At 74.0% G+C, this 22,570-nt stretch carries 19 protein-coding genes and 2 tRNA genes; 12 read left to right on the top strand and 9 right to left on the bottom strand.

Annotated elements, in window-relative coordinates:
- Positions 1-9 precede the first annotated feature (9 nt).
- Positions 10-222, bottom strand: coding sequence for a hypothetical protein (locus ACFY0X_RS22895; protein WP_387757014.1), 213 nt, complete (start codon positions 220-222; stop codon positions 10-12).
- Positions 223-411: 189 nt separating this feature from the next.
- Here ACFY0X_RS22895 and ACFY0X_RS22890 point away from each other — a divergent pair, with 189 nt between their 5' ends.
- The 3 genes from ACFY0X_RS22890 to ACFY0X_RS22880 all read left to right on the top strand — a co-directional run bounded on the left by ACFY0X_RS22890 (position 412) and on the right by ACFY0X_RS22880 (position 3,055).
- A complete protein-coding gene (locus ACFY0X_RS22890) occupies positions 412-1,218 on the top strand; it encodes a phosphoribosyl-dephospho-CoA transferase MdcG domain-containing protein (protein ID WP_387757013.1) in 807 nt (268 codons plus the stop codon).
- Between the two features lie 166 nt (positions 1,219-1,384).
- A complete protein-coding gene (locus ACFY0X_RS22885) occupies positions 1,385-1,924 on the top strand; it encodes a carboxymuconolactone decarboxylase family protein (protein ID WP_387757012.1) in 540 nt (179 codons plus the stop codon).
- A gap of 147 nt (positions 1,925-2,071) precedes the next feature.
- A complete protein-coding gene (locus ACFY0X_RS22880; protein WP_387757011.1) occupies positions 2,072-3,055 on the top strand; it encodes a hypothetical protein in 984 nt (327 codons plus the stop codon).
- 83 nt (positions 3,056-3,138) lie between these two features.
- On the opposite strand, the gene ACFY0X_RS22875 is transcribed toward ACFY0X_RS22880, so the two are convergent.
- On the bottom strand, positions 3,139-3,798 hold the full coding sequence (locus ACFY0X_RS22875) for a pentapeptide repeat-containing protein (RefSeq protein ID WP_387757010.1): 660 nt from the start codon (positions 3,796-3,798) through the stop codon (positions 3,139-3,141).
- A 211-nt stretch (positions 3,799-4,009) separates the two neighbouring features.
- The gene (gene snpA / locus ACFY0X_RS22870) at positions 4,010-4,633 is read right to left on the bottom strand and encodes a snapalysin (RefSeq protein WP_387757009.1); all 624 of its coding nucleotides are present in this window, start codon (positions 4,631-4,633) and stop codon (positions 4,010-4,012) included.
- 435 nt (positions 4,634-5,068) lie between these two features.
- Between snpA and ACFY0X_RS22865 the strand changes: the two genes are divergently transcribed.
- Positions 5,069-6,088, top strand: coding sequence for a LysR family transcriptional regulator (locus ACFY0X_RS22865; RefSeq protein WP_387757008.1), 1,020 nt, complete (start codon positions 5,069-5,071; stop codon positions 6,086-6,088).
- Here the strand turns inward: ACFY0X_RS22865 and ACFY0X_RS22860 are convergent.
- Both ACFY0X_RS22860 and ACFY0X_RS22855 read right to left on the bottom strand, forming a co-directional pair.
- Positions 6,085-7,329: a low temperature requirement protein A gene (locus ACFY0X_RS22860; RefSeq protein ID WP_387757007.1), complete on the bottom strand. Its 1,245-nt coding sequence runs from the start codon at positions 7,327-7,329 to the stop codon at positions 6,085-6,087. The two genes, ACFY0X_RS22865 and ACFY0X_RS22860, sit on opposite strands and share 4 nt — an antisense overlap.
- Before the next feature lie 546 nt (positions 7,330-7,875).
- Positions 7,876-9,579 (bottom strand): ABC transporter family substrate-binding protein, encoded by a 1,704-nt coding sequence (locus ACFY0X_RS22855; protein WP_387757006.1) that lies wholly within the window; start codon positions 9,577-9,579, stop codon positions 7,876-7,878.
- Between the two features lie 332 nt (positions 9,580-9,911).
- Here ACFY0X_RS22855 and ACFY0X_RS22850 point away from each other — a divergent pair, with 332 nt between their 5' ends.
- The 4 genes from ACFY0X_RS22850 (at position 9,912) to ACFY0X_RS22835 (ending at position 14,112) form a co-directional block, all read left to right on the top strand.
- The gene (locus tag ACFY0X_RS22850) at positions 9,912-10,892 is read left to right on the top strand and encodes an ABC transporter permease (protein WP_387757005.1); all 981 of its coding nucleotides are present in this window, start codon (positions 9,912-9,914) and stop codon (positions 10,890-10,892) included.
- A gap of 18 nt (positions 10,893-10,910) precedes the next feature.
- On the top strand, positions 10,911-11,894 hold the full coding sequence (locus tag ACFY0X_RS22845) for an ABC transporter permease (protein ID WP_387757004.1): 984 nt from the start codon (positions 10,911-10,913) through the stop codon (positions 11,892-11,894).
- Positions 11,891-13,978, top strand: coding sequence for a dipeptide ABC transporter ATP-binding protein (locus tag ACFY0X_RS22840; protein WP_387757003.1), 2,088 nt, complete (start codon positions 11,891-11,893; stop codon positions 13,976-13,978). Before ACFY0X_RS22845 ends, ACFY0X_RS22840 begins: the two co-directional genes overlap by 4 nt.
- Positions 13,979-14,038: 60 nt before the next feature.
- Positions 14,039-14,112, top strand: a tRNA-Lys gene (locus ACFY0X_RS22835).
- Positions 14,113-14,224: 112 nt separating this feature from the next.
- On the opposite strand, the gene ACFY0X_RS22830 is transcribed toward ACFY0X_RS22835, so the two are convergent.
- Positions 14,225-15,109: an alpha/beta fold hydrolase gene (locus tag ACFY0X_RS22830; RefSeq protein ID WP_387757002.1), complete on the bottom strand. Its 885-nt coding sequence runs from the start codon at positions 15,107-15,109 to the stop codon at positions 14,225-14,227.
- Positions 15,106-16,005, bottom strand: coding sequence for a DUF998 domain-containing protein (locus tag ACFY0X_RS22825; protein ID WP_387757001.1), 900 nt, complete (start codon positions 16,003-16,005; stop codon positions 15,106-15,108). Before ACFY0X_RS22825 ends, ACFY0X_RS22830 begins: the two co-directional genes overlap by 4 nt.
- Before the next feature lie 122 nt (positions 16,006-16,127).
- On the opposite strand from ACFY0X_RS22825, the gene ACFY0X_RS22820 reads away from it, so the two are divergent.
- From ACFY0X_RS22820 to ACFY0X_RS22810, 3 genes are all read left to right on the top strand, one after another.
- Positions 16,128-16,201: transfer RNA gene (locus ACFY0X_RS22820), tRNA-Lys, on the top strand.
- Between the two features lie 224 nt (positions 16,202-16,425).
- On the top strand, positions 16,426-18,849 hold the full coding sequence (locus ACFY0X_RS22815; protein WP_387757000.1) for a transglycosylase domain-containing protein: 2,424 nt from the start codon (positions 16,426-16,428) through the stop codon (positions 18,847-18,849).
- A gap of 150 nt (positions 18,850-18,999) precedes the next feature.
- The gene (locus ACFY0X_RS22810) at positions 19,000-20,136 is read left to right on the top strand and encodes a DMT family transporter (RefSeq protein ID WP_387756999.1); all 1,137 of its coding nucleotides are present in this window, start codon (positions 19,000-19,002) and stop codon (positions 20,134-20,136) included.
- Here ACFY0X_RS22810 and lepB read toward each other — a convergent pair.
- Together lepB and ACFY0X_RS22800 are read right to left on the bottom strand one after the other, a co-directional pair.
- Positions 20,099-20,815: a signal peptidase I gene (lepB, locus tag ACFY0X_RS22805; RefSeq protein WP_387756998.1), complete on the bottom strand. Its 717-nt coding sequence runs from the start codon at positions 20,813-20,815 to the stop codon at positions 20,099-20,101. The two genes, ACFY0X_RS22810 and lepB, sit on opposite strands and share 38 nt — an antisense overlap.
- A gap of 317 nt (positions 20,816-21,132) precedes the next feature.
- Positions 21,133-21,468 carry a chorismate mutase gene (locus tag ACFY0X_RS22800; RefSeq protein WP_387756997.1) on the bottom strand — a complete coding sequence of 112 codons (336 nt, stop codon included), beginning with the start codon at positions 21,466-21,468 and terminating at the stop codon, positions 21,133-21,135.
- A 273-nt stretch (positions 21,469-21,741) separates the two neighbouring features.
- On the opposite strand from ACFY0X_RS22800, the gene ACFY0X_RS22795 reads away from it, so the two are divergent.
- The gene (locus ACFY0X_RS22795; protein WP_387756996.1) at positions 21,742-22,167 is read left to right on the top strand and encodes an OsmC family protein; all 426 of its coding nucleotides are present in this window, start codon (positions 21,742-21,744) and stop codon (positions 22,165-22,167) included.
- Positions 22,168-22,570 lie beyond the last annotated feature (403 nt).

Here is a 22,570-nt window from a genome sequence, read left to right as displayed (position 1 = left end):
TCCCCGGGCTCAGTCCCAGGGGTCGCCCTCGGCCGTCATGTTCTCGGCGGCACGCCGGTCGGCCTCCTCCTGGGCGAGCCGTTCCCCCTGGTCCCGGCTGCGCTCGGGGTCGTCGCCGTACGCGTCGGCGGCCTCGTCGTGGGCGAGGGCGGCGCGCTGGGCCGCGTCCTGCCCGGTGGACTCCTGCTGCGGCCGGTGGAACAACCTGTCGAAGATGCCCATGACTCCTCCAAACGGGATGGACGGAAGGTCGGAATACCGGGCTGCCCCCACTCTCACACCGGGTTCCCCCGGACGCACCTTGAGCCCTTGGTCCCTGGTGGACGCGCCGAACGGCCGTAGCCGAGGGCCCCCGGGCGCGCGGACAGTGGGGTCGTCGGCGAAAATCGACGCCACCCTCTGGAGCCCGCTGTGACCGTCGCACATCCCGGAAGCCACGCCCGGCGCACCGCCGAGGACCCGCACGACGGACCGCGCCGGCGGGTCGGCCCGCTGGCCGCGCTGGACGGGCGGCTGCCCGGCACCCACGACCTGCTGCTGATGCAGTGCCCCAGCTCGCTGCGGCCGCTCGCGGGCGGCGAACTGCCGCACTGGGCCCGGGCGGTGCTGCGGGCGCACCCCTGGGTGACGGTCGGCCGGGCGCCCGCCGTGGTCAGCCACCCGGTGGACCTGCCGCACCCGCAGCGCTGCACCCGGGACCCGGAGGCGGCGCCCGAACTGTGGTTCCCGGTGACCGTGCGCGGGCCGCGCCCCGGGCAGCGGCTGGACGCGCTCGCCCCCTGGGCGGCAGTGGCCCGGACGCTGCGGCCCGAGCAGCTCGTCGAACGGCGCGCGCGGCTGGCCCCCGAGCGGCTGGCCGGCATCGCGGCGCTGGCCCTGCTGCCGGAGGTCGACCGGCTGGTGGCGGACCACCGGCTGCCCTGGGGCCCGATCGGCGCGGTCGGCTACGAGCTGGGCAGCGGGGTGCCGGTGGCCGGGCCGCTCAGCCCGCTGCGGCTGGTGCTGCGCTCCCCGCAGCCGATCAGCCGGCGCGACGCGCTGCAGCTGCGGCGGGCGCTGACCAAGCTGCCGCTGCCCGTGCAGGCGGAGCTGGAGACCCGGCACGGCTCGGTGCAGTTGACCGAGTACGCCTCCGGCGCCCACAGCCTGACCCTGCTGACGCCGGACGGCCCCCGGGAGGTCCACGACCCGTGGTTCCCCCGCGGCCCGGTCGGCTGAGCGGCCCGTGCCTGTGGGCGGGCCGCTCGCGCGGGCGGGCCGTTCGGCTGAGCCGCCGTTCCCGGGCGGCCGGGCGGCGTTCCAGGGCAATCTCGGAGTTGGCGGCCCGGCCCGGCAGCCGTGAGGATGGAGCGTCGTCCGTCCGTCCCAGACGAGGGAGTACCCCGTGCCGCACATCACCATCGACAACGGACTGCCCGGGATCAGCGGCCTGCTGACGCTGCGTCCGGACACCGCGGCCCCGCTGGGCATGCTCGCCGACGCGCTGCTGCGGGCCCCCGCCCCGATGAGTCGGGGCGAGCGCGAGCTGGTCGCCGCCTACGTCTCCCGGCTCAACGGCACCCGCTTCTGCGAGGGCGCCCACAGTGCCTTCGCCGGAGCGCAGTTGGACGGCGGCGACGACCTGGTGAAGGCCGCCCTGGCCGACCCCTCCAGCGCGCCGCTCAGCGAGCGGATGCGCGCCCTGCTGCGGATCGCCGCGGAGGTGCAGGAGAAGGTCGGTCCGGTCTCGCAGGAGGCGGTGGCGGCCGCCCGCGCTGCCGGCGCCGGTGACACCGAGATCCACGACACCGTGCTGATCGCCGCCGCGTTCTGCATGTACAACCGGTACGTCGACGGCCTGGCCACCGAACTCCCCGCGGACCCGGGCTACTACGCCGAGGGAGCGAAGCGGATCGTCGACTCCGGCTACGGCCGGGAGGACTGAACCGCGTCGGACGGCGCCGCCGGGCGGGCAACCGGCGGCGCCGTCCGGCGGCGTGCCGACAGGGCACGATGGAAGAAGCGGCAGATCGGCCGCACCGGCAGGATGTCAGCGCTCGAGCACCGTCCCCTGCCGAAGAGAGACACCGCCATGAGCACTTTCGCGTCGGGTCGGCCGAACTCCCTGGCCGACCCGGATCCACGCCGCCCCGCCCCCCGCACCTCACTGTTCGTCACCGGCGACTTCCCCCGCCGCCGCTGGCTCACCCTGCTGCTCAGTACCGCCGGCGGGCTCCTGCTGGCGTACGCCTGGAACGCCAAGCTGGTCGACGACGAGATCGGCTTCAGCAGCGCCGACGCCCTGCTCGGGCACGACGCCCACCGCACCCCCATCGCCGGAGTGCTCTCCGGCATCCTGTTCGCCTTCGTCACCGGGCTGGCCGGCTCGTTCACCGCCTGCAACATCGCGGCCTTCGGCGCGATCGGCCCGCTGGTCGGGCAGACGCCGTCGCTGCGCGGCAGGCTGCTGCACGTCGCCCGGCCGCTGGGCTGGATCTTCGCGGGCATGGCCCCGGTCTCCGCCGCCTACGGCGCCCTGGTCGGCCTCGTCGGCACGCACATGCCGCAGTTCTCGACGGCCGCGAGCAAGGGTCTGACGCCCCGGTCGATACAGTCGATGACGACCTTCGGCCTGATCGGGCTGGTGATGATCGTGCTCGGCCTGGCCGCCGTCGGCCTGATCCGGGACCCACTGGCCGGCCTCTCCCGCCGCTTCCCGAACGCACCGCTGGTGCTCGTCGGCGCGCTGATCGGCGGCTTCCTGGTGGGCCGGCCGTACCCGCTCTTCCGCGATCTCTTCCGGCACGCCGCCAACACCCACAACCCGCTCTACGGCGCCGGCGCGTTCCTGCTGCAGTCGATCGGCAACATCGTGGTCATGGCGCTGCTGTTCGTGCTGCTCACCTATGGGGTGGGCGGACGGCTGCAGCGCCGGCTGGCGGCCAGGCCCGCCCGGATCAGCGTGCTGACCGCCGCGGCCTTCCTGGTCGCCGGGGTCTTCACCGTCGTGTACTGGGACCTGCGGATCCTGGGCCGGCTCGGCTACATCTGGTTCCCGTCCTCCCCCTGGACGTAGGGCCGCCCCGAGTCGCCGCGGGCCCGGCCGCCACCCCGGGCGGTCGGGCCCGCGCGGCTGGACGGCCGGACTGTGGGGCGGGTTCAGCGGTCCTTGACGTCGATTCCCAGCGCGTGGGCGAACTGGGGTGCCAGCTCCAGTAGTTGGGTGGAGCTGATGACCGCGCCGCGCAGGCCCTGGTGGCCGTCGGCCAGGCCGAGCCGGACGGCGCCGCGCAGGTCGGTCCGGCTCAGCGTCGCGCCGCGCAGCCGGACCTCCTCCAACGTGGAGCCGGGGAAGGAGACCTCGGTCAGCCTGGCCCCGCCGAAGTCCACGTCGCGCAGCAGGCAGTCCTCGAAGACGACGTCCCGCAGGACGGCCGAGCGCAGGTTGACCGCCTCCAGCTTGCAGCCCCGGAAGACCACCCGGCGCAGCGCCGAGCCGTACCCGGCGACCCCGGCGAGCACCCCGCCGACGAAGGAGCTGTCCTGCCACTGCGAGTCGCTGAGGTCGCAGGCGACCCAGCGGCCGGCCCGCACCCACACCTCGTTGAACCGGGCCTGGCGCAGCTTGACGCCGCTGAGCGCGACACCGGTGAAGGCGCACTCCAGGAAGGCCGCCCCGGCACCCGACTCGTCGGTGTGCTCGCCGCCGTCGAAGTGCGCGGTGTCGTACCGCTCGTCGCTGCGCAGCGGCCCGGTGTGCGGGCGCAGCAGCTCGGCGTACGGGAGGTCGGCGAGCCGGTCGGGGACGGCACGGGACATGGCGGTGGCTCCTGGCGGTCGGAGGCGGCGGGGGTCTCGCCCGCATGCTCGCACGCCGCACCGACAACGCCCCGCAGCGACGGCACGGCGACCGGCCGGCGCAGGCGGACGCCCCGCGGGTACGGCGCGGCCGCCCGAACCGGCGAAGCCCCGGACCGACCGCGCCGAGGCGGTCGGTCCGGGGTCGCTCACCGCGAGGAAGGGCCCTCGGTCAGCCGCGCGCCCAGAGCGAGTTGACCCGGCTGCGCTCGGTGCTGTTCGGGTAGGCGTTGGTGCAGGAGGTGCCGGGGCCGCCGCCCGACATCAGCTCGCTGCACGGACCGGTGTAGTGGTCCGGCAGGCCGAGCACGTGCCCGGTCTCGTGCGCCACCACGCGCACCGAGCTGTACTGCTGGTTCTGCCGGTAGTCGAGGAAGACGTAGCCGCGCCCGTGGCCGTCGGTGCTGGCGTACGAGCCGCGGCTGTCGTTGCCCTCGTAGTAGCGGAAGTCGGCGGCCGAGCCGGACTGCAGCTTGACGTTGGCGACCGAGCTGTTCCAGATCTGCGCGGACTGGGATATCTGGTTGCTGAAGGTCGGGGCGGAGCTGGCGTCGTAGGTGACGGTGACGACCGCCAGGCCGGGGTTGGCGGCCTGCTTGGCCTTGGCGGAGGTCATCACGGCCTGGAAGAAGGCCTGGTTGTTGGCGGCCTCCTCGGCCGAGCCGGCGTAGGTCGAGGAGGTGTAGCCCTGCACGGCCGGAGCGGCCGGCGCCGCGGCGGCGGCGGTGGTGGGCAGTACCGCGAGGCCGGCCGCGAGGGCGAGGCCGAGGGTGGCGGACAGCACGGATCGCTTCATGTGGGGGCTCCGATTCCTGAGGTGACGTGGCCGGTTGGGGGCCGGCTTGGGGGACACCTGGTCAACGGGTGGTGTCCCCAGAGCTTCGGGCAAGCCGGTGCGCGTGCGGATGATGCCAACCCGCGATAGCACCGTCCAATACCCCTGCCGCCGAGCGGAATTGAGCTGTCTTTTCCTCGCCTTGACTCAACCGTGCCCCTGGCATTCCGTTCCGGCGGTGGCTAGGCTCCCGTTCGGGGAAGTACCCGGAGCGGCGGGCCGCTCGATTCCGGCCGAGCGGCCCGCCGCTCCGAACCCCGCCCGCGGACCGCGTCAATGGGCCTGTCCACCGCCCGTTCGCGGCCGTTCGCGCCGCGTCCCGCCGAGCAGTCGCGCCGAGCAGTCGCGCCGCGCTCCGAGCCGGCATGCCCGTCGGCGCGCACTTGAATGCCTGTCATGTCCTTGGCGAGGAAGCGTGACGGCGATTATGCTCCCGACGTGGAGCTCGACGTGAGACACCTCCGGGTGCTGTGCGCGATCGCCGATACCGGCAGCCTCCGCAAGGCCGCGCTCCAGCTCGGCATGACCCAGCCCTCCCTCACCACTCAGCTGCACCGCATCGAACGGGCCATCGGCGGCACCCTGTTCACCCGCGAGCAGACCGGCAGCCGGCCCACCGCGCTCGGCCACTCGGTGCTCTCCCGGGCCCGGCCGGTGATCACCGAGATGGCCGCCCTGGTGACCGCCGCCCGCCAGGAGGCGCGGGATTCGGCCGCCCCCGGGCGGCAGCGGCGGCTGCGGATCGGCAGTGTCGGCAACCGGGCGGTCGCGGCCTGGCTGCGCCGGGTGCACGAGCGGCTGCCGGACACCGACACCACCATCCACGTGGACATCTCGGCCAGCGCACTGCTGCGGATGGTCGCCGCCGACCAGCTGGACGTGGCCTTCGTGTACGAGAGCGAGGGCTTCCCGCTGCGGGTGCCGCCGGACGCCGAGCAGCGGGTGCTGATGGCCCGGGAGCCGCAGTTCGTCGCGCTCGCCGCCGGGCACCCGGCCGCCGCCCGGCCGGTCGTCCACCTGGCCGACCTCGCCGAGGACACCTGGATGGTCGACCCGACCGCCGACCACGAGTACGCGGCCATGCGCCGGGTGTTCAGCGAGGCCGGGCTCAACCCCCGGGTGGTGCAGGTGCGGGACAACGCCACCGCCGCCGAGCTGGTCGCCTCCGGCGAGGCCGTCCGCCCCTGCCAGCCCACCTCGCTGCCCGGGCCCGGCACGGTGGTTCGGCCGGTGCACGGGGACCCGCTGGCCGTCCGGCTGCTGTTCACCTGGCGTCCGCGGGTGCTCAGCGCGCCCGCCCTGGACGCGCTGTACGGCGAACTGCGGGCCGCCTACCTGGACCTGGCCAAGGACAACCCGGCCTACCTGGACTGGCTGGCCCGGCACGAGCCGGTACTGCTGGGGCGGGCCGGTTAGCCGTCGGCCCCCGAGCCGCGGTCCGGCCGGCCGGCCTGCGCCCGCCTGCTCTCCAGGCCGTGGACCAGCACGCCCACCGCCACCATCAGCGCGCAGACCAGGCCCGCCGCGAGCACCCCGGAGTCGCCGAGCGCGGTGCAGGCCAGCACCAGCACGGCCCCCACCGGTGCCAGGGACTGGGCCACCGCGCCCCGCTTGGTGTGCCGGGAGTGCAGGAACCAGACGGTGGCCAGGTAGAGCGCGGTGGGCACGGTGACCGTCGCGGTGGCGGCCGTCGCGGAGATGTGCGCCTTGTGCACCGCCGACTCCACCGCCACCTCCAGCCCGGCGCCGATCGCCGCCGCCGAGCCGAACACCAGGTAGTGCCCGTAGCCCCAGACCAGCGCCTGCCGGTTGGAGCGCAGGTGCTCGTGGACGGGCCGGGCGAAGTAGATCCACCAGGCGGCGAAGCAGATCAGCAGCCCGCCGACCGCCACCGGCACCAGCCGGCCCAGCCCCTCGTGCTCGTCCACCGCCGACTGCACGGCGACGGTCGCCGCCGCCACCGTCTCGCCGAGCACGATGAGGGTGAACAGCCCGTACCGCTCGGCGATGTGGTGCGGGTGCCAGGCGGTCCGCAGCCGCAGCTCGGCGATCACCGGCACGGCCAGCTCGCACAGCACCCCGACCGGGACGGCGTACGGCCGGGCGCCCTGCGGCAGGAACAGCATCACCACCCAGCCGACCTGGCAGAGCGTGATCCCCGCCGCGTAGCCCAGCGCGACCCGGCGCGCCAGGCCGTGTTCGCTGGCGGCCGCGCGCAGCCACTGGGTGACCATCGCCAGGCGCATCACCACGTAGCCGGCGATCGCCAGCGTCAGGTCCTGGGTGGCGAACAGCCGGGGCACCCCGGCGGCGAGGATCAGCACCCCGGCGATCTGCACCAGCGTGGTGACCCGGTACGGCACGTCGTCGACGTCGTACGCGGAGGCGAACCAGGTGAAGTTCATCCAGGCCCACCAGATCGCGAAGAAGGCCAGCGCGTAGCCGCGCAGGCCGTCCCCGTAGTGCCCGGCCGCGAGCGAGTGGGCGAGTTCGCGCCCGGCCTGGCCGACCGCGACCACGAAGCAGAGGTCGAAGAAGAGCTCCAGCGGGGTGGCGACCCGGTGCGGCTCGTGCCGGTCGCGCGGGACCATCCGGCGCACCGGCGGCGGGTCGACGGGGTGGCTGCGGGGTGCCGCGGCGGCGGGGTCACTGGCCATCGGTACGGCTCCGGGAGTCGGGGGATCGTCCCGCGCATCCTGGCAGCGCTCCCGGCCCGGCGCACGCACCGGCGCGGCAGGTGTGCACGCTCGGGCACGGCCGTGTGCGCGCTCGGGCACGGCGGCGTACGCGCTCCCGGGCGCGACCGTGCGGGCGCTCGGGGACGGCCGTGCGCGCGCACGGGGGCGCGGGCGGGAACCCGCGCACCCCCGGCCGCGACGGCCCTGAATGTCCCTTTTTTCCTTACCGTCAGCCGTAGTTGACGCTCCGGTGCGCGAACCGGGTGACACCTCGGCGGGTTTCCGGGCGCGTCCCGCGCGCTGCGTCGCGCGCGGGCGGGGCGCCGCTAGATTCTTCCCCGGTTGGAAGAGCGCGGGCCCGGTCGGGCCCCACGACACGGGCGGCCTGCGGGCAACGCGGAAGGTCAAGGCGGGTGGCGGGACAGCGGGGGCGGCACGGCCGATCCTCCCGCGTCCGCGCCACCGGCCTCGTGATCACCGCGCTGCTCGCCAGCGCCTGCCGTGCGTCCCGCCTCGTCGCGGCGGCTACTTCTCCCAGCCGATCCTGCTGTAGTCCTCCGCCGCCAGGCCGAAGGCCCCGTAGTTGGCCAGTCCCTTGCGGGTCGCCACGACCTCCGGCCGCTGGTAGAGCTCGACGGTGTGGCCGAGCTCCCAGATCTTCGCGTCCGCCTGGTTGTAGAGCTTCGCGGCCTCCGCCGGGTCGACCGCCCCGGCCGCCTTCTTCAGCAGGTCGTCGATCTCCTGGCTGCCCAGTCGCGAGGGGTTGCTGAAGCTGTTGTCGCCCACCGGCAGCCGGAAGTTGGTCAGGCTCTTGGACAGCGGGAAGGAGTCGGTGTTGCGCCAGCTCGCGATCTCGAACTTGCCCGGGTTCACGTACTTGGTGAAGAAGTCGTTCGCCGGCACCTTGTCCAGGCTGACCTTGGCGCCGGCCGCCTGCCACATCGCCACCGCCGCGGTGGCCAGGTCGATCTGGGCCTGCGGGGTGGAGTCGTTGAGCACCCAGTGCAGTTCCAGCGGCCGGCCGTCCTTGGTGCGCGGCTGACCGCTGCCGGCCTCCTTCCAGCCCGCCTCGTCCAGCAGCTTCTTCGCGGCGGCCAGGTCGAACCTGGCCCACTCGCCGGAGGTGTCCTGGTAGCCGGTCTGGTTGGGCATGAAGATGTGGTTGCCGAGCGGCTTGAACTCCACCGGCACCCCGTTGTTCGCGATCTTGATCAGCGCGGAGCGGTCCAGCGCCTTGCCGAGCGCCTGGCGGACCTTCTGGTCGGCCAGCGCGCCCGAGCCGCCGAAGGAGATGTGCACCTCGTCCCACGGGCTGGCGCTGCGGATCACGGTGTCCTTGGCATTCTTGAGCTGCCCGTACGCGGTGGCGGTGCCGGCCGCGGCGTAGTCGATCTCGTTGTTGAGGTACGCCTGGGTCGTCGCCGACTGGGACATCACCCGGAAGGTGATCTTGTCGACCTTGGCCCTGGTGCCCCACCAGGCCGGGTCCGGGACGAGGGTCAGGGTCTGCGCGGTCTTGTCCGCCGTGCCGACCTTCAGCGCGCCCGCGGTGATCGGGATCTTCTCCACCCAGCCCTTGTTGAAGTCGTCCGGGGTGGAGATGCCGGCCGCCGGGATCAGCGGACGGAACAGGTTCTGCCAGTCGGCGTACGGCTCGGCGAAGGTGACCTTCACCTCGGTCGGGTCGGCGCCCTCCTCGACCGCGGAGATCTGCTCGTAGCCGGAGGGGTCGGAGACGTTGTACGCCGGGTCCTTGCCGCTCGCGGCCTGCCAGTCGGCCTTGAAGTCCAGGTAGCCGAGCGGCTTGCCGTCCGACCACTTGGCCTTGGGGTTGAGCTTGTAGGTGACCACCTGCGGCGAGGTCGAGGTGACCTTGGCGTCCACCAGGTAGTCCGGGTTGGGCAGGAAGGTGCCGGCGGCGTCGGTGGTGAAGAGCGAGGGCTCCAGGTTGCGCATGATCGAGACCGCGGAGCCGTAGAAGCCGTCCACCTGCAGCGGGTTCCACTGGGTGATCCACTGGTACAGCGGGAAGCGCACCTCCCCGCCGTCCTTGAGCTGGTCCGCCGGCTTGGGGTTGAGGTCGTTGGCACCCGTGCCCGGCGGTTCGGTCTTGGCCACGTCGCCGGACGAGCCGCCCCCACCCGAGCTGCACGCGGTGACCGCCAGCGCGACGGCGACGGCGAGGGCGGTCGCCCGGCCGAGACGGCGGGCCGTGGTGGAAGCGTCCATGAGGGTCCCCCTGGGATTGGTGACGCGAGTCGGGGCGCGCGAGGTGTGACGAGGCTTGAGCGTGGGCAGCCAATTCGGCACCGGGCGAGCAGAACGTAACAGCGGATCAGATCCGCCACCAGGGGGAGGAACGCACACCTGATCCAAAAGTCACACGCGGCAACACGGGCGCAACACCACCTCAGCGACCCGGTGCTTCACTCTGACCAGCGCTTTCCCGAATCCCGCTCCCCACCCGCCCACTGACGCCCCGACCGGGCCCGGAACGAAGGCCACCACCCGATGCCCACCAGACGCGTCGGCCCCACCCGCACCGCGACGGGCGGCCGTTGATGCTCCGCTACCTGGCGAAGCGGCTGAGCTACTACGCGGTGCTGCTGATCGCCGCCGTCTTCCTGGCGTACGCGATCTCCGCGACCGCCCTGCAGCCGCGCACCTACTTCGACGCCAAGGTCCCCCGCCCGGCCGTCGAATCGGTCGAGCGCCAGCTCACCGCGCTCAACCTGAACGACCGCACCCCGGTCGTCGAACGCTTCGGCCACTGGGCCGGCGGGCTGCTCCACGGCGACCTCGGCCGGACCATCCACGACACCCCGGTCACCGACGACTTCGGCCGCCGGGTCTGGGTCTCGCTGCGGCTGCTGCTGATCGGCAGCCTGCTCGGCATGGTCCTCGGCGTCGCGGCCGGGGCCTGGAGCGCCGTGCGCCAGTACCGGCTCTCCGACCGGCTGCTCACCGTGCTGTCCTTCGTGCTGCTCTCCACCCCGGTCTTCCTGGTCGCGCTCTTCCTCAAGAACGGCGCCATCGCCGCCAAGGACGCGGCCGGCCACGACGTCATCCCGTTCACCGGCTACGAGACCCCGGGGCTCACCGGCGGCCTCGGCACCCACCTCGCCGACTGGGCGCTCCACCTGCTGCTGCCCACCATCTCGCTGGCCCTCGGCGGCCTCGCCACCTACAGCCGCTACCAGCGCGGCACCATGCTCGACGTGCTCGGCTCCGACTACCTGCGCACCGCCGAGGCCAAGGGGCTCACCCGCCGGCAGGCGCTGCTCCGGCACGGGCTGCGCACCGCGGTGATCCCGATGTCGACCATGTTCGCCTACAGCTTCCTGGGCATCTTCACCGGCGCGATCTTCACCGAGACGATCTTCGGCTGGCACGGCATGGGCGAGTGGCTGATCCAGTCGATCAACGAACAGGACGTCAACTCCGTGGTGGCCGTCAACCTCTTCACCGCCGTCGTCGTCCTCGCCTCCGGCTTCCTCGCCGACACCCTGCACGCCGCCCTCGACCCGCGCGTGCGGTCCTGACCGGAGGCGATCCCCACCATGACCACCACCGTCGCCGACTCCCCCGCCCCGGCCGCCGCCCCCCGGTCCACCGGCCGCGGACGGCTCGTCCTCGGCCGGCTGCTCGCCGCCCGCGGCGCCGTCGCCGGGGCCGTCGTCGTCCTGCTGCTGTTCGCGCTCGCCTTCGGCGGCCCGTACCTCACACCCTGGGACTACGCCGCGCCGGACTTCTCCGCGCTGCACCGACCCCCGTCCGCCCAGCACTGGTTCGGCACCAACGGGGTCGGCCAGGACGTCTTCGCCCAGACCGTCCGCGGGCTGCAGAAGTCGCTGGTCATCGGCCTGCTGGTGGCACTGTTCTCCACCGTGCTGGCCTCCCTGGTCGGCGCCTGCGCCGGCTACTTCGGCGGCTGGGCCGACCGGAGCCTGATGTTCCTGGTCGACCTGCTGCTGGTCTTCCCGTCCTTCCTGATCATCACCATCGTCTCGGGCCGGCTGAAGAGCGCCGGCTGGATCGCCTTCGTGCTGCTGCTCGCGCTGTTCAACTGGATGATCACCGCCCGGGTGGTCCGCTCGATGACCATCTCGCTGCGCGAGCGCGAGTTCGTCCGCGCCGCACGGTTCATGGGCGTACGACCGCTGCGGATCATCAGCCGGCACATCCTGCCGAACGTCGCCTCCTTCCTCATCATCGACGCCACCATCGCGGTCGGCGGCGCCGTGATGAGCGAGACCGCGCTCTCCTACTTCGGCTTCGGGGTCAAGGCCCCGGACGTCTCGCTCGGCACCCTGCTCGCCGCCGGGACGAGCGAGGCCCCGGTGTTCCCGTGGCTGTTCTACTTCGCCGCCGGGCTGCTGGTGGTCTTCGTCCTCGCCGTCAACCTGATCGGGGACGGGCTGCGCGACGCCCTCGACCCCACCTCCGGGGCGGCGCCCCGCCGTTCGCGGTCCGCCCGCCGTTCGCCTCGCACCCGTCGTTCCGTCAGCGGCCCCCGCGCCGCCAGCCGTAGGAAGCGCCCGTGACCACCGTCGTCGAAACCCCGCTGCTCGCCGTCCGGGACCTCCGGGTGGACTTCGCCGGGCCCGACGGCCCGGTCCCCGCCGTCCGCGGGGTGGACCTCACCCTGCGGCGCGGCGAGACCCTCGGCATCGTCGGCGAGTCCGGCTCCGGGAAGTCCGTCACCGCGCTGTCCGTGCTCGGGCTGCTGCCCGGCACGGCGAGCGTCAGCGGCTCGGTGCGGCTGGACGGCCGGGAACTGGTCGGACTGCCGGGCCGGGAGCTCGCCGCGATCCGCGGCCGCCGGATCGCCATGGTCTTCCAGGACCCGCTCTCCGCCTTCACCCCGGTCTACCGGATCGGCGACCAGATCGCCGAGGCGGTCCGGATCCACCAGCGGGTGGACAAGGCCACCGCGCGCCGCCGGGCCGCCGAACTCCTCGACCTGGTCGGCATCCCGGCGCCCGACCGGGCCCTGGACAGCTTCCCGCACGAGTTCTCCGGCGGCATGCGCCAGCGCGCGATGATCGCCATGGCGGTCGCCAACGAGCCCGACGTCCTGCTCGCCGACGAACCCACCACCGCGCTCGACGTCACCATCCAGGCCCAGGTGCTGGACGTGCTGCGCACCGCCCGCCGGGAGACCGGCGCGGCACTCGTCCTGGTCAGCCACGACCTCGGGGTGATCGCCGGGACGGCCGACCGGGTCGCGGTGATGTACGCCGGCCGGGTGGTCGAGACGGCCGGAGTGGACGAGCTGTTCGCGGCCCCGCGCCACCCCTACTCGCTCGGCCTGATCGGCGCGCTGCCCCGGCTGGACGGGCGCGGCGGCCCGCTCGTGCCGATCCCCGGCGCCCCGGCGCCGATGGCCGAACTGCCCCCGGGCTGCCCGTTCGCGGCCCGCTGCCCGCTGGCCGAGGAGCGCTGCTCCGCGGCCGAACCCGCCCTGGAAGGGACGGACGGCCACCTGTCGGCGTGCGTGCGGTCGGCCGAGCTCGCCGAGCGGCGTCCCGCACCGGCCGAGGTCTACCCCGTCCCGGAGCTGCCCACCGCCGCCGCCGGCCCCGACGACCGCTCCGCCCGCACCCCGGTGCTGTCGGTGAGCGGGCTCGGAAAGACGTTCCCACTGCTCAAGGGCACGGTGTTCAAGCGCAAGGTCGGCGAGGTGTACGCGGTGGACGGCGTCGACCTGGACCTGCGGGAGGGCGAGACCCTCGGCCTGGTCGGCGAGTCCGGCTCCGGCAAGTCCACCACCCTCTTCGAACTGCTGCGGCTCGGAGCCCCCGAGACCGGCCGGATCGAACTGCTCGGCCGGGACACCGCCGCGCTCACCCGGGCCGAGGCCCACCGGCTCCGCGCCCGGGTTCAGATCGTCTTCCAGGACCCGATGGCCAGCCTCGACCCCCGGATGCCGGTCGGCGACATCGTCGCCGAACCGCTGCTCGCCCAGCGCGCCCCGCGCGAGGAGATCGCCCGCCGGGTGCCCGAGCTGCTGCGCCAGGTCGGCCTCGACCCGGAGCACGCCGTCCGCTACCCGCACCAGTTCTCCGGCGGCCAGCGCCAGCGCGTCTCGATCGCCCGGGCGCTGGCCGTCCGCCCCGAGCTGCTGGTGCTGGACGAACCGGTCTCCGCGCTGGACGTCTCCATCCAGGCCGGGGTGCTCAACCTGCTCCAGACGCTCAAGGCCGACCTGGGCCTGTCCTACCTGTTCGTCTCGCACGACCTCTCGGTGATCCGCCACCTCGCCGACCGGGTCAGCGTGATGTACCTCGGCCGGACGGTCGAGCAGGGCGAGGTCTCCGCCGTCTTCGACCGCCCCCGTCACCCGTACACCCGCGCCCTGCTCTCCGCCGTCCCGCTCCCCGACCCCGCCGCCGAGCGTGCCCGCGACCGCATCCTGCTGGCCGGCGACCCGCCCCCGCCCACCGAGCGCCGCACCGGCTGCGTCTTCCGCACCCGCTGCCCCCGCTACGCCGGGCTCACGGCCCCGGCCGACCGGGCCCGCTGCGAGCAGGAGCGGCCGGCCCTGGTCGGCGGCGCGCCGGCGGCGGACCACCAGGCGGCCTGCCACCACCCGGAGCCGACGGCCGGAGGGGGTGGCGGACGGTAGCCGCTCGAACGCGATTCGGTGGATCGGGTCGGCGGCGTGTAAAGTCTTCGACGTCAGCAGGCGCCGCTAGCTCAGTTGGTTAGAGCAGCTGACTCTTAATCAGCGGGTCCGGGGTTCGAGTCCCTGGCGGCGCACATGGCAAGGTCTCAGGCCGTCCACTCCGGTGGGCGGCCTGAGGCGTTTCCGGGCGCCGGTCAGCGGGTTGCAGCGGGTGCCGGTGGGTGCCGGTGGGTGCCGCTGGACGCCTCAGCGGGTGTCGAGCACCGCCGAGGCCACCGCGTCAGGGCGGTCGAACATCACCAGGTGCCCGGCGGGAGCGGTGGTGCGGAAGTCCGCCCCGAGCAGGGCCGCCAGCTCCCGCTGCCGGGCCAGCCAGTCCTCGCCGCGCCGGGTCCGGCAGCCGTCGTCGGCGGCCAGCACGGTGACCGGCAGGTCCTCGGCCAGCGGCCGGGTGCGCCGCAGCCCGTCCAGCTCGGCGGCCGTGTCGAGGTAGCGGCCGTTCTCCCGCAGCAGCGCGCGCAGCGCCCGCCCGGTGCGGTAGCAGCGCCGGACCAGCGGCGCCGGGGCGAGGTCCTCGCGGCGGACGGTGGACAGCCGGGCCGTGGTCCGGCGGACGGCCGGGCCGAGCAGGTAGGGCACGGCGAGGGCGGTGGCGGCGCCGGCCAGCACCCGGGCCGCCAGGTCGCGCGCGGCCGGCGCCGGGTACGGCCGGACCCCCGCCTCCACGCTGCCGTCCACCAGCACCAGCCCGGCGGTCCGCTCGGGGTGCAGCCGGGCGAAGGCCTCGACGTGGAAGCCCGCGAGCGAGTGGCCGACCACGGTGCAGGGCTCGCGCAGCCCGAGGCCGTCCAGCACCGCCCGGATCCGCCCGGCCTCGCCGGCCGCCGTCGGCGCGGGCCGCCCGGTGGCGGGCTCGGCGGCGCTCAGCCCGTAGCCGGGACGGTCGAAGCGGACCACGGTGCGGTACGGCGTCAGGAACGGGACGACCAGGTCCCAGTCGAACCAGCTGCTGCCGAGGCCGCCGGAGAGCAGGCAGGGCGGACCGCCGCCCTCGACGCGGACGTGCAGCGGGACGCCGTCGACGCGCAGGAAGCGCGTCCGGCCGTCGGCCTCCGCCCCGGGAGCGCTCATGCCGGCCTCCGGTCCGGGAGCGGCTCGGGCGGGCGGTGCCGCTCGTCGCCGCTCCGGCCGCGCCGCTCGCCACTGTCCCGGCCGCGCTGCTCGGCGCCGTCCGCGTCGACCGGGCCGCACTGCTCGGCGCCGTCCGCGTCGGGCGGGTTCGGGCGGGCGGAGCGGGCCACGCCCAGGGCCAGCAGGCCGAGCCAGAGCGCGACCAGCAGCACCTGCAGCCGCTGCCCGGCCCCGAGCGCCCAGGTGCCGTGCCCGGCCTGGAAGGCGGCGATCGAGGCGAGGCTCCAGCCGGTGGCGAGCAGCTCGGCGCCCAGCAGCCAGGGCCCGAACCGGCGCACCGGCGCCCACCAGCGGTATCGCCGGGCGGCCACGGTGAGCGAGACCAGCGCCGCGAGTGCCCCGGCCATGGCGAGGCTGCTGGTGACGGCGTGCGCGGTGTGGGTGGCGGGGACCAGTCCGGCGGTCTCCCGGGCGGCGCACATCTCGTCGCTGGTGGGGGTGCAGCTGAGCGGCAGCCGGGAGTCGGCGGCGGTCGCGGCGCCGGACAGGGCCAGCGCGGACCAGCCGGCCAGCGCCCAGCGGTGCCGCCGGGAGGCCCCGGCCCGGCCGGTGGCGAGGGCGGTGCCGGCGGCGGCGAGCAGGCAGAGCCCGGCGGCCAGGTCGGTGGCCCGGAACAGGCCGCCCAGCGGCTGGTCCTCCGCGGCGAGTTCGCTGATGTACGCCTGCACCGGGTCGAGCCCGGTGCTCAGCACGACCTCCAGGACCCAGGCGGTGTACGCCACGGCGCTGAGCAGCAGCAGGGCGGCGACCGTCGTCCGCGCGACGCGGTGTCCCGACCTGCCGCGTCCTGGCCCGCCGGGTCCTGCTCGCGGGTGTCCTGGCTGGGAGCTGGGCACCGTTCCACCCTAACCAGCGGCGAACTCCGGCCCAACCGGAAGGAAAGGGACGGATCGGGCGGCAGCCACCGCGATGGTCGGAGGCACCCCTCGGAAGCGTGTATTGTTTTCCAGGTCAGCAGGCGCCGCTAGCTCAGTTGGTTAGAGCAGCTGACTCTTAATCAGCGGGTCCGGGGTTCGAGTCCCTGGCGGCGCACAGACAGTTGGGGAGCCTCTCGCAGCAGCGAGGGGCTCCCCGATTTTTTGGCCTCCGACGTCCGTTTTGCGTGTGATGTCGGTCTCGATTGGCGATCCGCCGGAGCCATCCGGCCCGTTCTGCTCGTCCAGGGCAGTAGAACCGGAATCGGGACAAAGGTCCCCAACCGCCGATGTCCCCGTCCGTGCGGGCTGCCCCGGTGCGCCCGCAGGAAAGGCCGCGCTTTGTCCAGAAACGCCCAGAGCGGCCGTCGCTCGCCGTCGATCAGCCTCCGCCCGGTCAAGCGGCTCAAGCGCACCACCGGCCCGGCCGGCGGGTTCGGCGAATCCGGCGGGTTCGGCGGGTCCGGCGGCAAGAAGTCGCGCCGTCCCAAGCGCACCGGCTGGCGCCGGCTGATACCCACCTGGCGGATGACCCTGCTCGGCGCCGGCTCGGCGCTGCTGCTCGGCATCGGCCTGTTCGCGCTGGGGATCGCCCTGGTGAAGGTGCCGGACGCGCACGCCGCCGCGACCGCCCAGAGCAACACCTGGCTCTACTCGGACGGTTCGGTGCTCACCCGCACCGGCCAGACCAACCGGCAGAACGTCACCCTGGACAAGGTCTCCCCGGCCGCCCAGCACGCCGCGCTGGCCGCCGAGGACCGGGACTTCTACAACGAGGGCGCGGTCAACGTCCAGGGCCTGGCCCGGGCCGCGATCAACACCGCCAAGGGCCAGGGCACCCAGGGCGGCTCCACCATCACCCAGCAGTACGTGAAGAACACGTACCTGAACCAGAAGCAGTCCATCAGCCGCAAGGTGAAGGAACTGTTCATCGCCATCAAGGTGGACGCCACCGAGAGCAAGGACGACATCCTCTCCGGCTACCTGAACACCTCCTACTACGGCCGCGGCGCCTACGGCATCCAGGCCGCCGCCCAGGCGTACTTCGGTGTCGACGCGTCCGCCCTCGACGCCGCCCAGGGCGCCTACCTGGCCACCCTGCTGAACGCGCCGAGCGCCTACGACGTGGCCACCGCCACCGCGGCGGGCAAGCAGAACGCCGTCAACCGCTGGAACTACGTGCTCGACGGCATGGTCAAGGAGGGCTGGCTCCCCGCGGAGGAGCGGGCGAGGACCGCCTTCCCGGAGGTCCGCGACCCGCAGCCCAACCCGGGCCTGTCCGGCCAGGCCGGCTACCTGGTCGACGCGGCCACCCAGTACCTCACCTCCAGCGGGGTGATCAGCGAGGCCGAGCTGGCCAAGGGCGGCTACACGGTCAAGCTGAGCATCGACCCGTCCCGTCAGCAGGCCCTCCAGGACTCCGTCCAGGCCCAGCTGCACGACACCCTGAACCCGGACAAGCGCAAGAAGGACGCGGCCGCCCAGGCCGGCGCCGCCTCGGTGGACCCGAAGACCGGCGCGGTCATCGCCCTGTACGGCGGCGTCGACTACGTGAAGCACTACGTCGACAACGCGACCCGGCGCGACTACCAGGCCGGCTCGACCTTCAAGGCGATCGCGCTGGCCGCCGCCTTCGAGAACGACGCCAGGACCCAGGACGGCCGCACCATCACCCCGCGCACGGTCTACGACGGCACCAGCGGCCGGAAGGTCCGCGGCGGCAAGGGCACCCCGTACGCCCCGCCGAACGAGGGCGACAAGAGCTACGGCCAGATCAGCCTCCAGCAGGCCACCGACTGGTCGGTGAACTCGGCGTTCGCGCAGCTGGCGCAGGACACCGGGCTGCAGAAGGTCAAGGACACCGCCATCGCGATGGGCCTGCCCGGCAACACCCCGGGCCTCGACCCGGTGCCGTCCATCCCGCTGGGCGCGGCCACCCCGAGCGTGCTCGACATGGCGGGCGTGTACGCCACGCTGGACAACGGCGGCAGGCAGATCACCCCGTGGCTGGTGCAGTCGGTGGACCGCGAGGGCGAGAACGTCGCGCTGCCCGCGCACAAGACCACCCAGGCGATCAGCGAGGACACCGCCAACCAGGTGACCTCGATGCTCCAGGGCGTGGTGAGCGACCCGGGCGGCACCGGCTGGCGGGCGAAGGCACTGGGCCGTCCGGCGGCAGGTAAGACCGGCACCACCGACGACCAGAAGTCGGTCTGGTTCGTGGGCTACACCCCCGAGCTGGTCACCTCGGTCGCCCTGTTCGGCCAGGACCCGGCCAACGGCGCCCAGGTCAGCCTGAGCGGCGTCGGCGGCATCGACGGCGCGGCGGGCGGCCAGTACCCGGCCCAGATCTGGACCAGCTACATGAAGGCCGCGCTCAAGGGCCAGCCGGTCGGCGACTTCCCGACCCCGGCCGGCGGCGACTCCGCGGGCGCCACCGACCTGCCGACCGCCCCGAGCACGCCGAGCAGCGGCCCGTCGACGGGCGCCCCCACCGGCGCTCCCAGCACCGGTCCCACCACGACGCCGGGCGACGGCTCGGGCTCGACCCCGTCGGGCGGCACGGACGGCGGCGCGACCACCGCGCCGACGGCACCGCCGACCAGCCAGCCGACCACCCAGCCCACCAGGCCGCCCCGGCCCACGTCGAAGCCGACGCCGACCACCCCGCCGACCACGGCCCCGACCACGCAGCCGACCACCCAGCCCACGGGCGGGACGGACGCGCTCGCGGGGGCGGGTGCCGGGTCGGTTTCCGGGGGCTGACGGGCGGGGGTTTCCGGGGACAGGTCCTCGGGACCGGGCCGGCCGGGCTCTCCGGCCCGGGTGAGTTCGCCACTCCGCACAGTTGTAGGCAGGACCAAATGACGGAATGGCGCCTTACCCGATCACTCGTATGACTGTCACAATGCGGCGGTGCACAGATCAACGGCCTCGCCCACCCTCCCTTCGGGCAGAACCCTCGGCCTCGGCCTGGCGCTGGTCTCCGCCGTCGCCTTCGGCGGCTCCGGCACCGCGGCCAAGCCGCTGATAGAGGCCGGGCTCTCCCCGCTGCACGTCGTGTGGCTCCGGGTCACCGGGGCGGCGGTGGCACTCCTCCCGGTCGCCTACCGGCACCGGCACGCCGTACTGCGCCGCCCCGGCCTGCTGCTCGGCTTCGGCCTGCTCGCCGTGGCGGGCGTCCAGGCCTGCTACTTCGCGGCGATCTCCCGCATCCCGGTCGGCGTCGCCCTGCTCATCGAGTACCTCGGGCCGCCGCTGCTGATCGGCTACGTCAAGTTCGTCCAGCGCAAGCCGATCACCCGCGGCGCGGCCGTCGGCGCCGGCGTCGCGGTGGCCGGACTGGCCTGCGTGGTCGAGGTCTGGAACGGTCTGAGCTTCGACGCGCTGGGCGTGCTGTTCGCCCTCGGCGCGGCCGTCTGCCAGGTCGGCTACTTCGTGCTCGCCGACGCCGGCCGGCACGGCGACCGCCCGGTCGACCCGCTCGCCGTCAGCGCCTTCGGGCTGCTCGTCGGCGCCGTGCTGCTCACCGCCCTCACCCGGCCGTGGCAGGCCGACTGGGGCCTGCTCGGCGGGTCGGTGGTGATGAACGGGCACTCCCTGCCCGCGTTCCTCCCGGCCGCGTGGATGGTGCTGATCGCGACCGTGCTCGCCTACCTGACCGGCGTGATCTCGGTCGGCTACCTCTCGCCGCCGATCGCCGGGGTGGTCGCCAACCTGGAGGCCGTGGTCGCCACCGTGACCGCCTGGGTGCTGCTCGGCGAGCACCTCGGGCTGCCGCAGATCGCGGGCGGCCTGCTCGTGCTGACCGGCGCCTTCGCGGCCCAGGCGAGCAAGCCCGCGGAGGCGGGCGCGGCTTCGGGGAGCGACGGGGCCGGGACGGCCGGCTCCCGGGGCGGCGGATCCACGGCTTCGAGAGCCCGTGCTGCCGAGTCCGGGGCCGGCCGGCCCGGCGACGCCGGGCGTGGAGAGGCCGAAGCCCGAGCCCGTGACCGGGTGACCGCCGAGGGTGGGGTCAGCGGCCGGTCCAGCCGAACCAGTCGAGGTGATTGAGCGGCCACACGACGGCCGACACCGGGCCGACCACGTTGTCCACCGGCACGGCGCCGCCACCCGGGCCGTGCTGGTGGTAGCGGGAGTCCGCGGAGTCGCTGCGGTGGTCGCCCTCGACCCAGACGTAGCCCGAGGGCACCTTCACCGGCCCGAAGTCCAGCCCGGCGCAGGAGTCGTCCCCGGGGTGGAGGTACGGCTCGTCGACCTTCCGTCCGTCGACGGTCAGCGTGGTGCCCTGGCACTGCACGGTCTGGCCGCCGGTCGCGATGACCCGCTTGACCAGGTAGTTGTCGTCCTTCGGCGGCACCAGGCCGACGAAGCCGAGCACCGAGCTCACGGCGTTGGTGACCGGGTTGGGGTCGGTGGGCTGCGGCGGCAGCCAGCCCCCCGGGTCCTTGAACACCACCGGCTGCCCCGGCTCCGGCTCCCAGCCGGTCAGCGGCGCCAGCTTGTTCACGCCGACCCGGTCGCCGATCCGCAGGGTGTTCTCCATCGAGCCGGACGGGATGGTGAACACCTGGAACAGGCAGGTCTTGATCAGCAGCGCGACCACCAGGCCGACCACCACCATCAACGGCAGCTCGATCCACCACGGACGGGGACGCCGGCCCGAGCGGCGGGCCTTGCGACCGCGCGAACCGCGCGCCCGGCGGCGGGCCTCGGCGCGGCCGCCGGACACCCCGTGAGCGTTCGACGCGGAGTCGCTGGGGGCTCCGGCTCCACTGGGCGTTTCGGGCAGGTTCACCGCCATCGTCGCTGCTCCACCTCTCCGGCTGGGGAAGTCTGCACGCTACGCCAACCGTGGAGCCTGACGAAATCGGTCATTTAGCCGCCGCCGACATCACCGGGCGTCCCGGGGCCGCCCGGTGAGCCGGCCCTTGGGCCGTTCGTGACCGCTCGGGACCAGGTGCCCGGGCCCCGGGCCGGCAGCTCCCGGGCCGGCGGCTTTCGGCCGGCGGGGCCGGGCCTACGGCTTTGGGCCGCCGGGGCCGGGTCTCAGGCGCGGGCGATGGCCTCGTGGTGGCGGATGACCTCGGCGATGATGAAGTTCAGGAACTTCTCCGCGAAGACCGGGTCCAGCTTCGCCCCCGCCGCCAGCTCCCGCAGCCGCTTGATCTGGTCCCGCTCGCGCGCCGGGTCGGCCGGCGGCAGCTTGTGCTCGGCCTTGAGCCGGCCGACCCGCTGGGTCGCCTTGAAGCGCTCGGCCAGCATGTGGACCACCGCGGCGTCGATGTTGTCGATGCTCTCGCGCAGGCTGGTCAGCTCGGCCCGTACGGCGTCGTCGATCCCCTCGGTCAGGCCGGTCTCGGGGGTCGTGGAGTGGTCCGTCATCGGGGCGGCTCCCGGTGTCTGCGGTGGGCGCCCGGCCGTACGGCGGCCGGGCTCGGGCCCGGGCAAATCTAACAGGGCCCCCGCTGCAGCCCCGCACCGTCGGACGGAACCGTCCACGATCCGGACGCCGGTCCGGGACCGGCCGACGGCTCCGCACTCCGCCCGCCCGCCGCGGCGTGACGCACCGGTCCGTCGCGGCGTCTGCCCGTAGGCTGGGCGCGCATGACCTGACGTGACCGCTCGAACACTCCCTCGACACTGGAGGAACCGACCGTGGCAACCACCCGCACCGCCACCACCGCGTGGGAGGGCAACCTCATCGACGGGAAGGGGCTGGTGACCTTCGCCTCCTCCGGGATCGGCGAGTTCCCCGTCTCCTGGCCCGCCCGCGCCGAGACGCCCAACGGCAAGACCAGCCCCGAGGAACTCATCGGGGCCGCCCACTCCGCCTGCTTCTCGATGGCCCTCTCGCACGGCCTGACCGGCGCCGGCACCCCGCCCACCAAGCTGGAGACCCGGGCCGACGTCACCTTCCAGCCGGGGACGGGCATCACCGGCATCCACCTGACCGTCGTCGGCGAGGTCCCCGGGCTGGACGAGGCGGGCTTCGTGAAGGCCGCCGAGGACGCCAAGGCCAACTGCCCGGTGAGCCAGGCCCTGACCGGCACCACCATCACCCTGTCGGCCTCGCTGGCCTGAGCCACCCCCTCTCCCCTTCCTCTCTCTCCTCCCGCCGGCACCGCCTCCGGTCCCGTCCGCCCTCGGCTCCCGGCCCGTTCCGCGCCACTTCCGGCGCGCGACCGGCGCCCAGGGGCGCGGCTTCGGCGCACGCGCCCCCGGTGCACATCATGTGATGTGCACCGGGGGCGTCTGCACGTACCGCCATTCATGATCACAAAGCGGGCGAATCACCCTGCCGGCGGTCACCGCGCGTTGCCGTCGCGGCCTATGATCGGCCGCAGCGCCCTGTCCTTCCGGTGGGTCCCCGCGCGCCGGCGCCCCACGACGGGCGGCCCGTAGCGGACCGACTCCGAGGACCACGACAGAGTGCGGAGCCGACCGCCGGGTCCCGACTGGCCGGCCGGACCATCGTCAAGCGTCA

The sequence above is a fragment of the Kitasatospora sp. NPDC001547 genome (assembly GCF_042894165.1).
In the GTDB taxonomy this organism is placed as follows: Bacteria; Actinomycetota; Actinomycetes; order Streptomycetales; family Streptomycetaceae; genus Kitasatospora.
The sequence above is the reverse complement of the archived record's forward strand: the minus strand, read 5'-3'. Positions and strand labels throughout refer to the sequence as shown.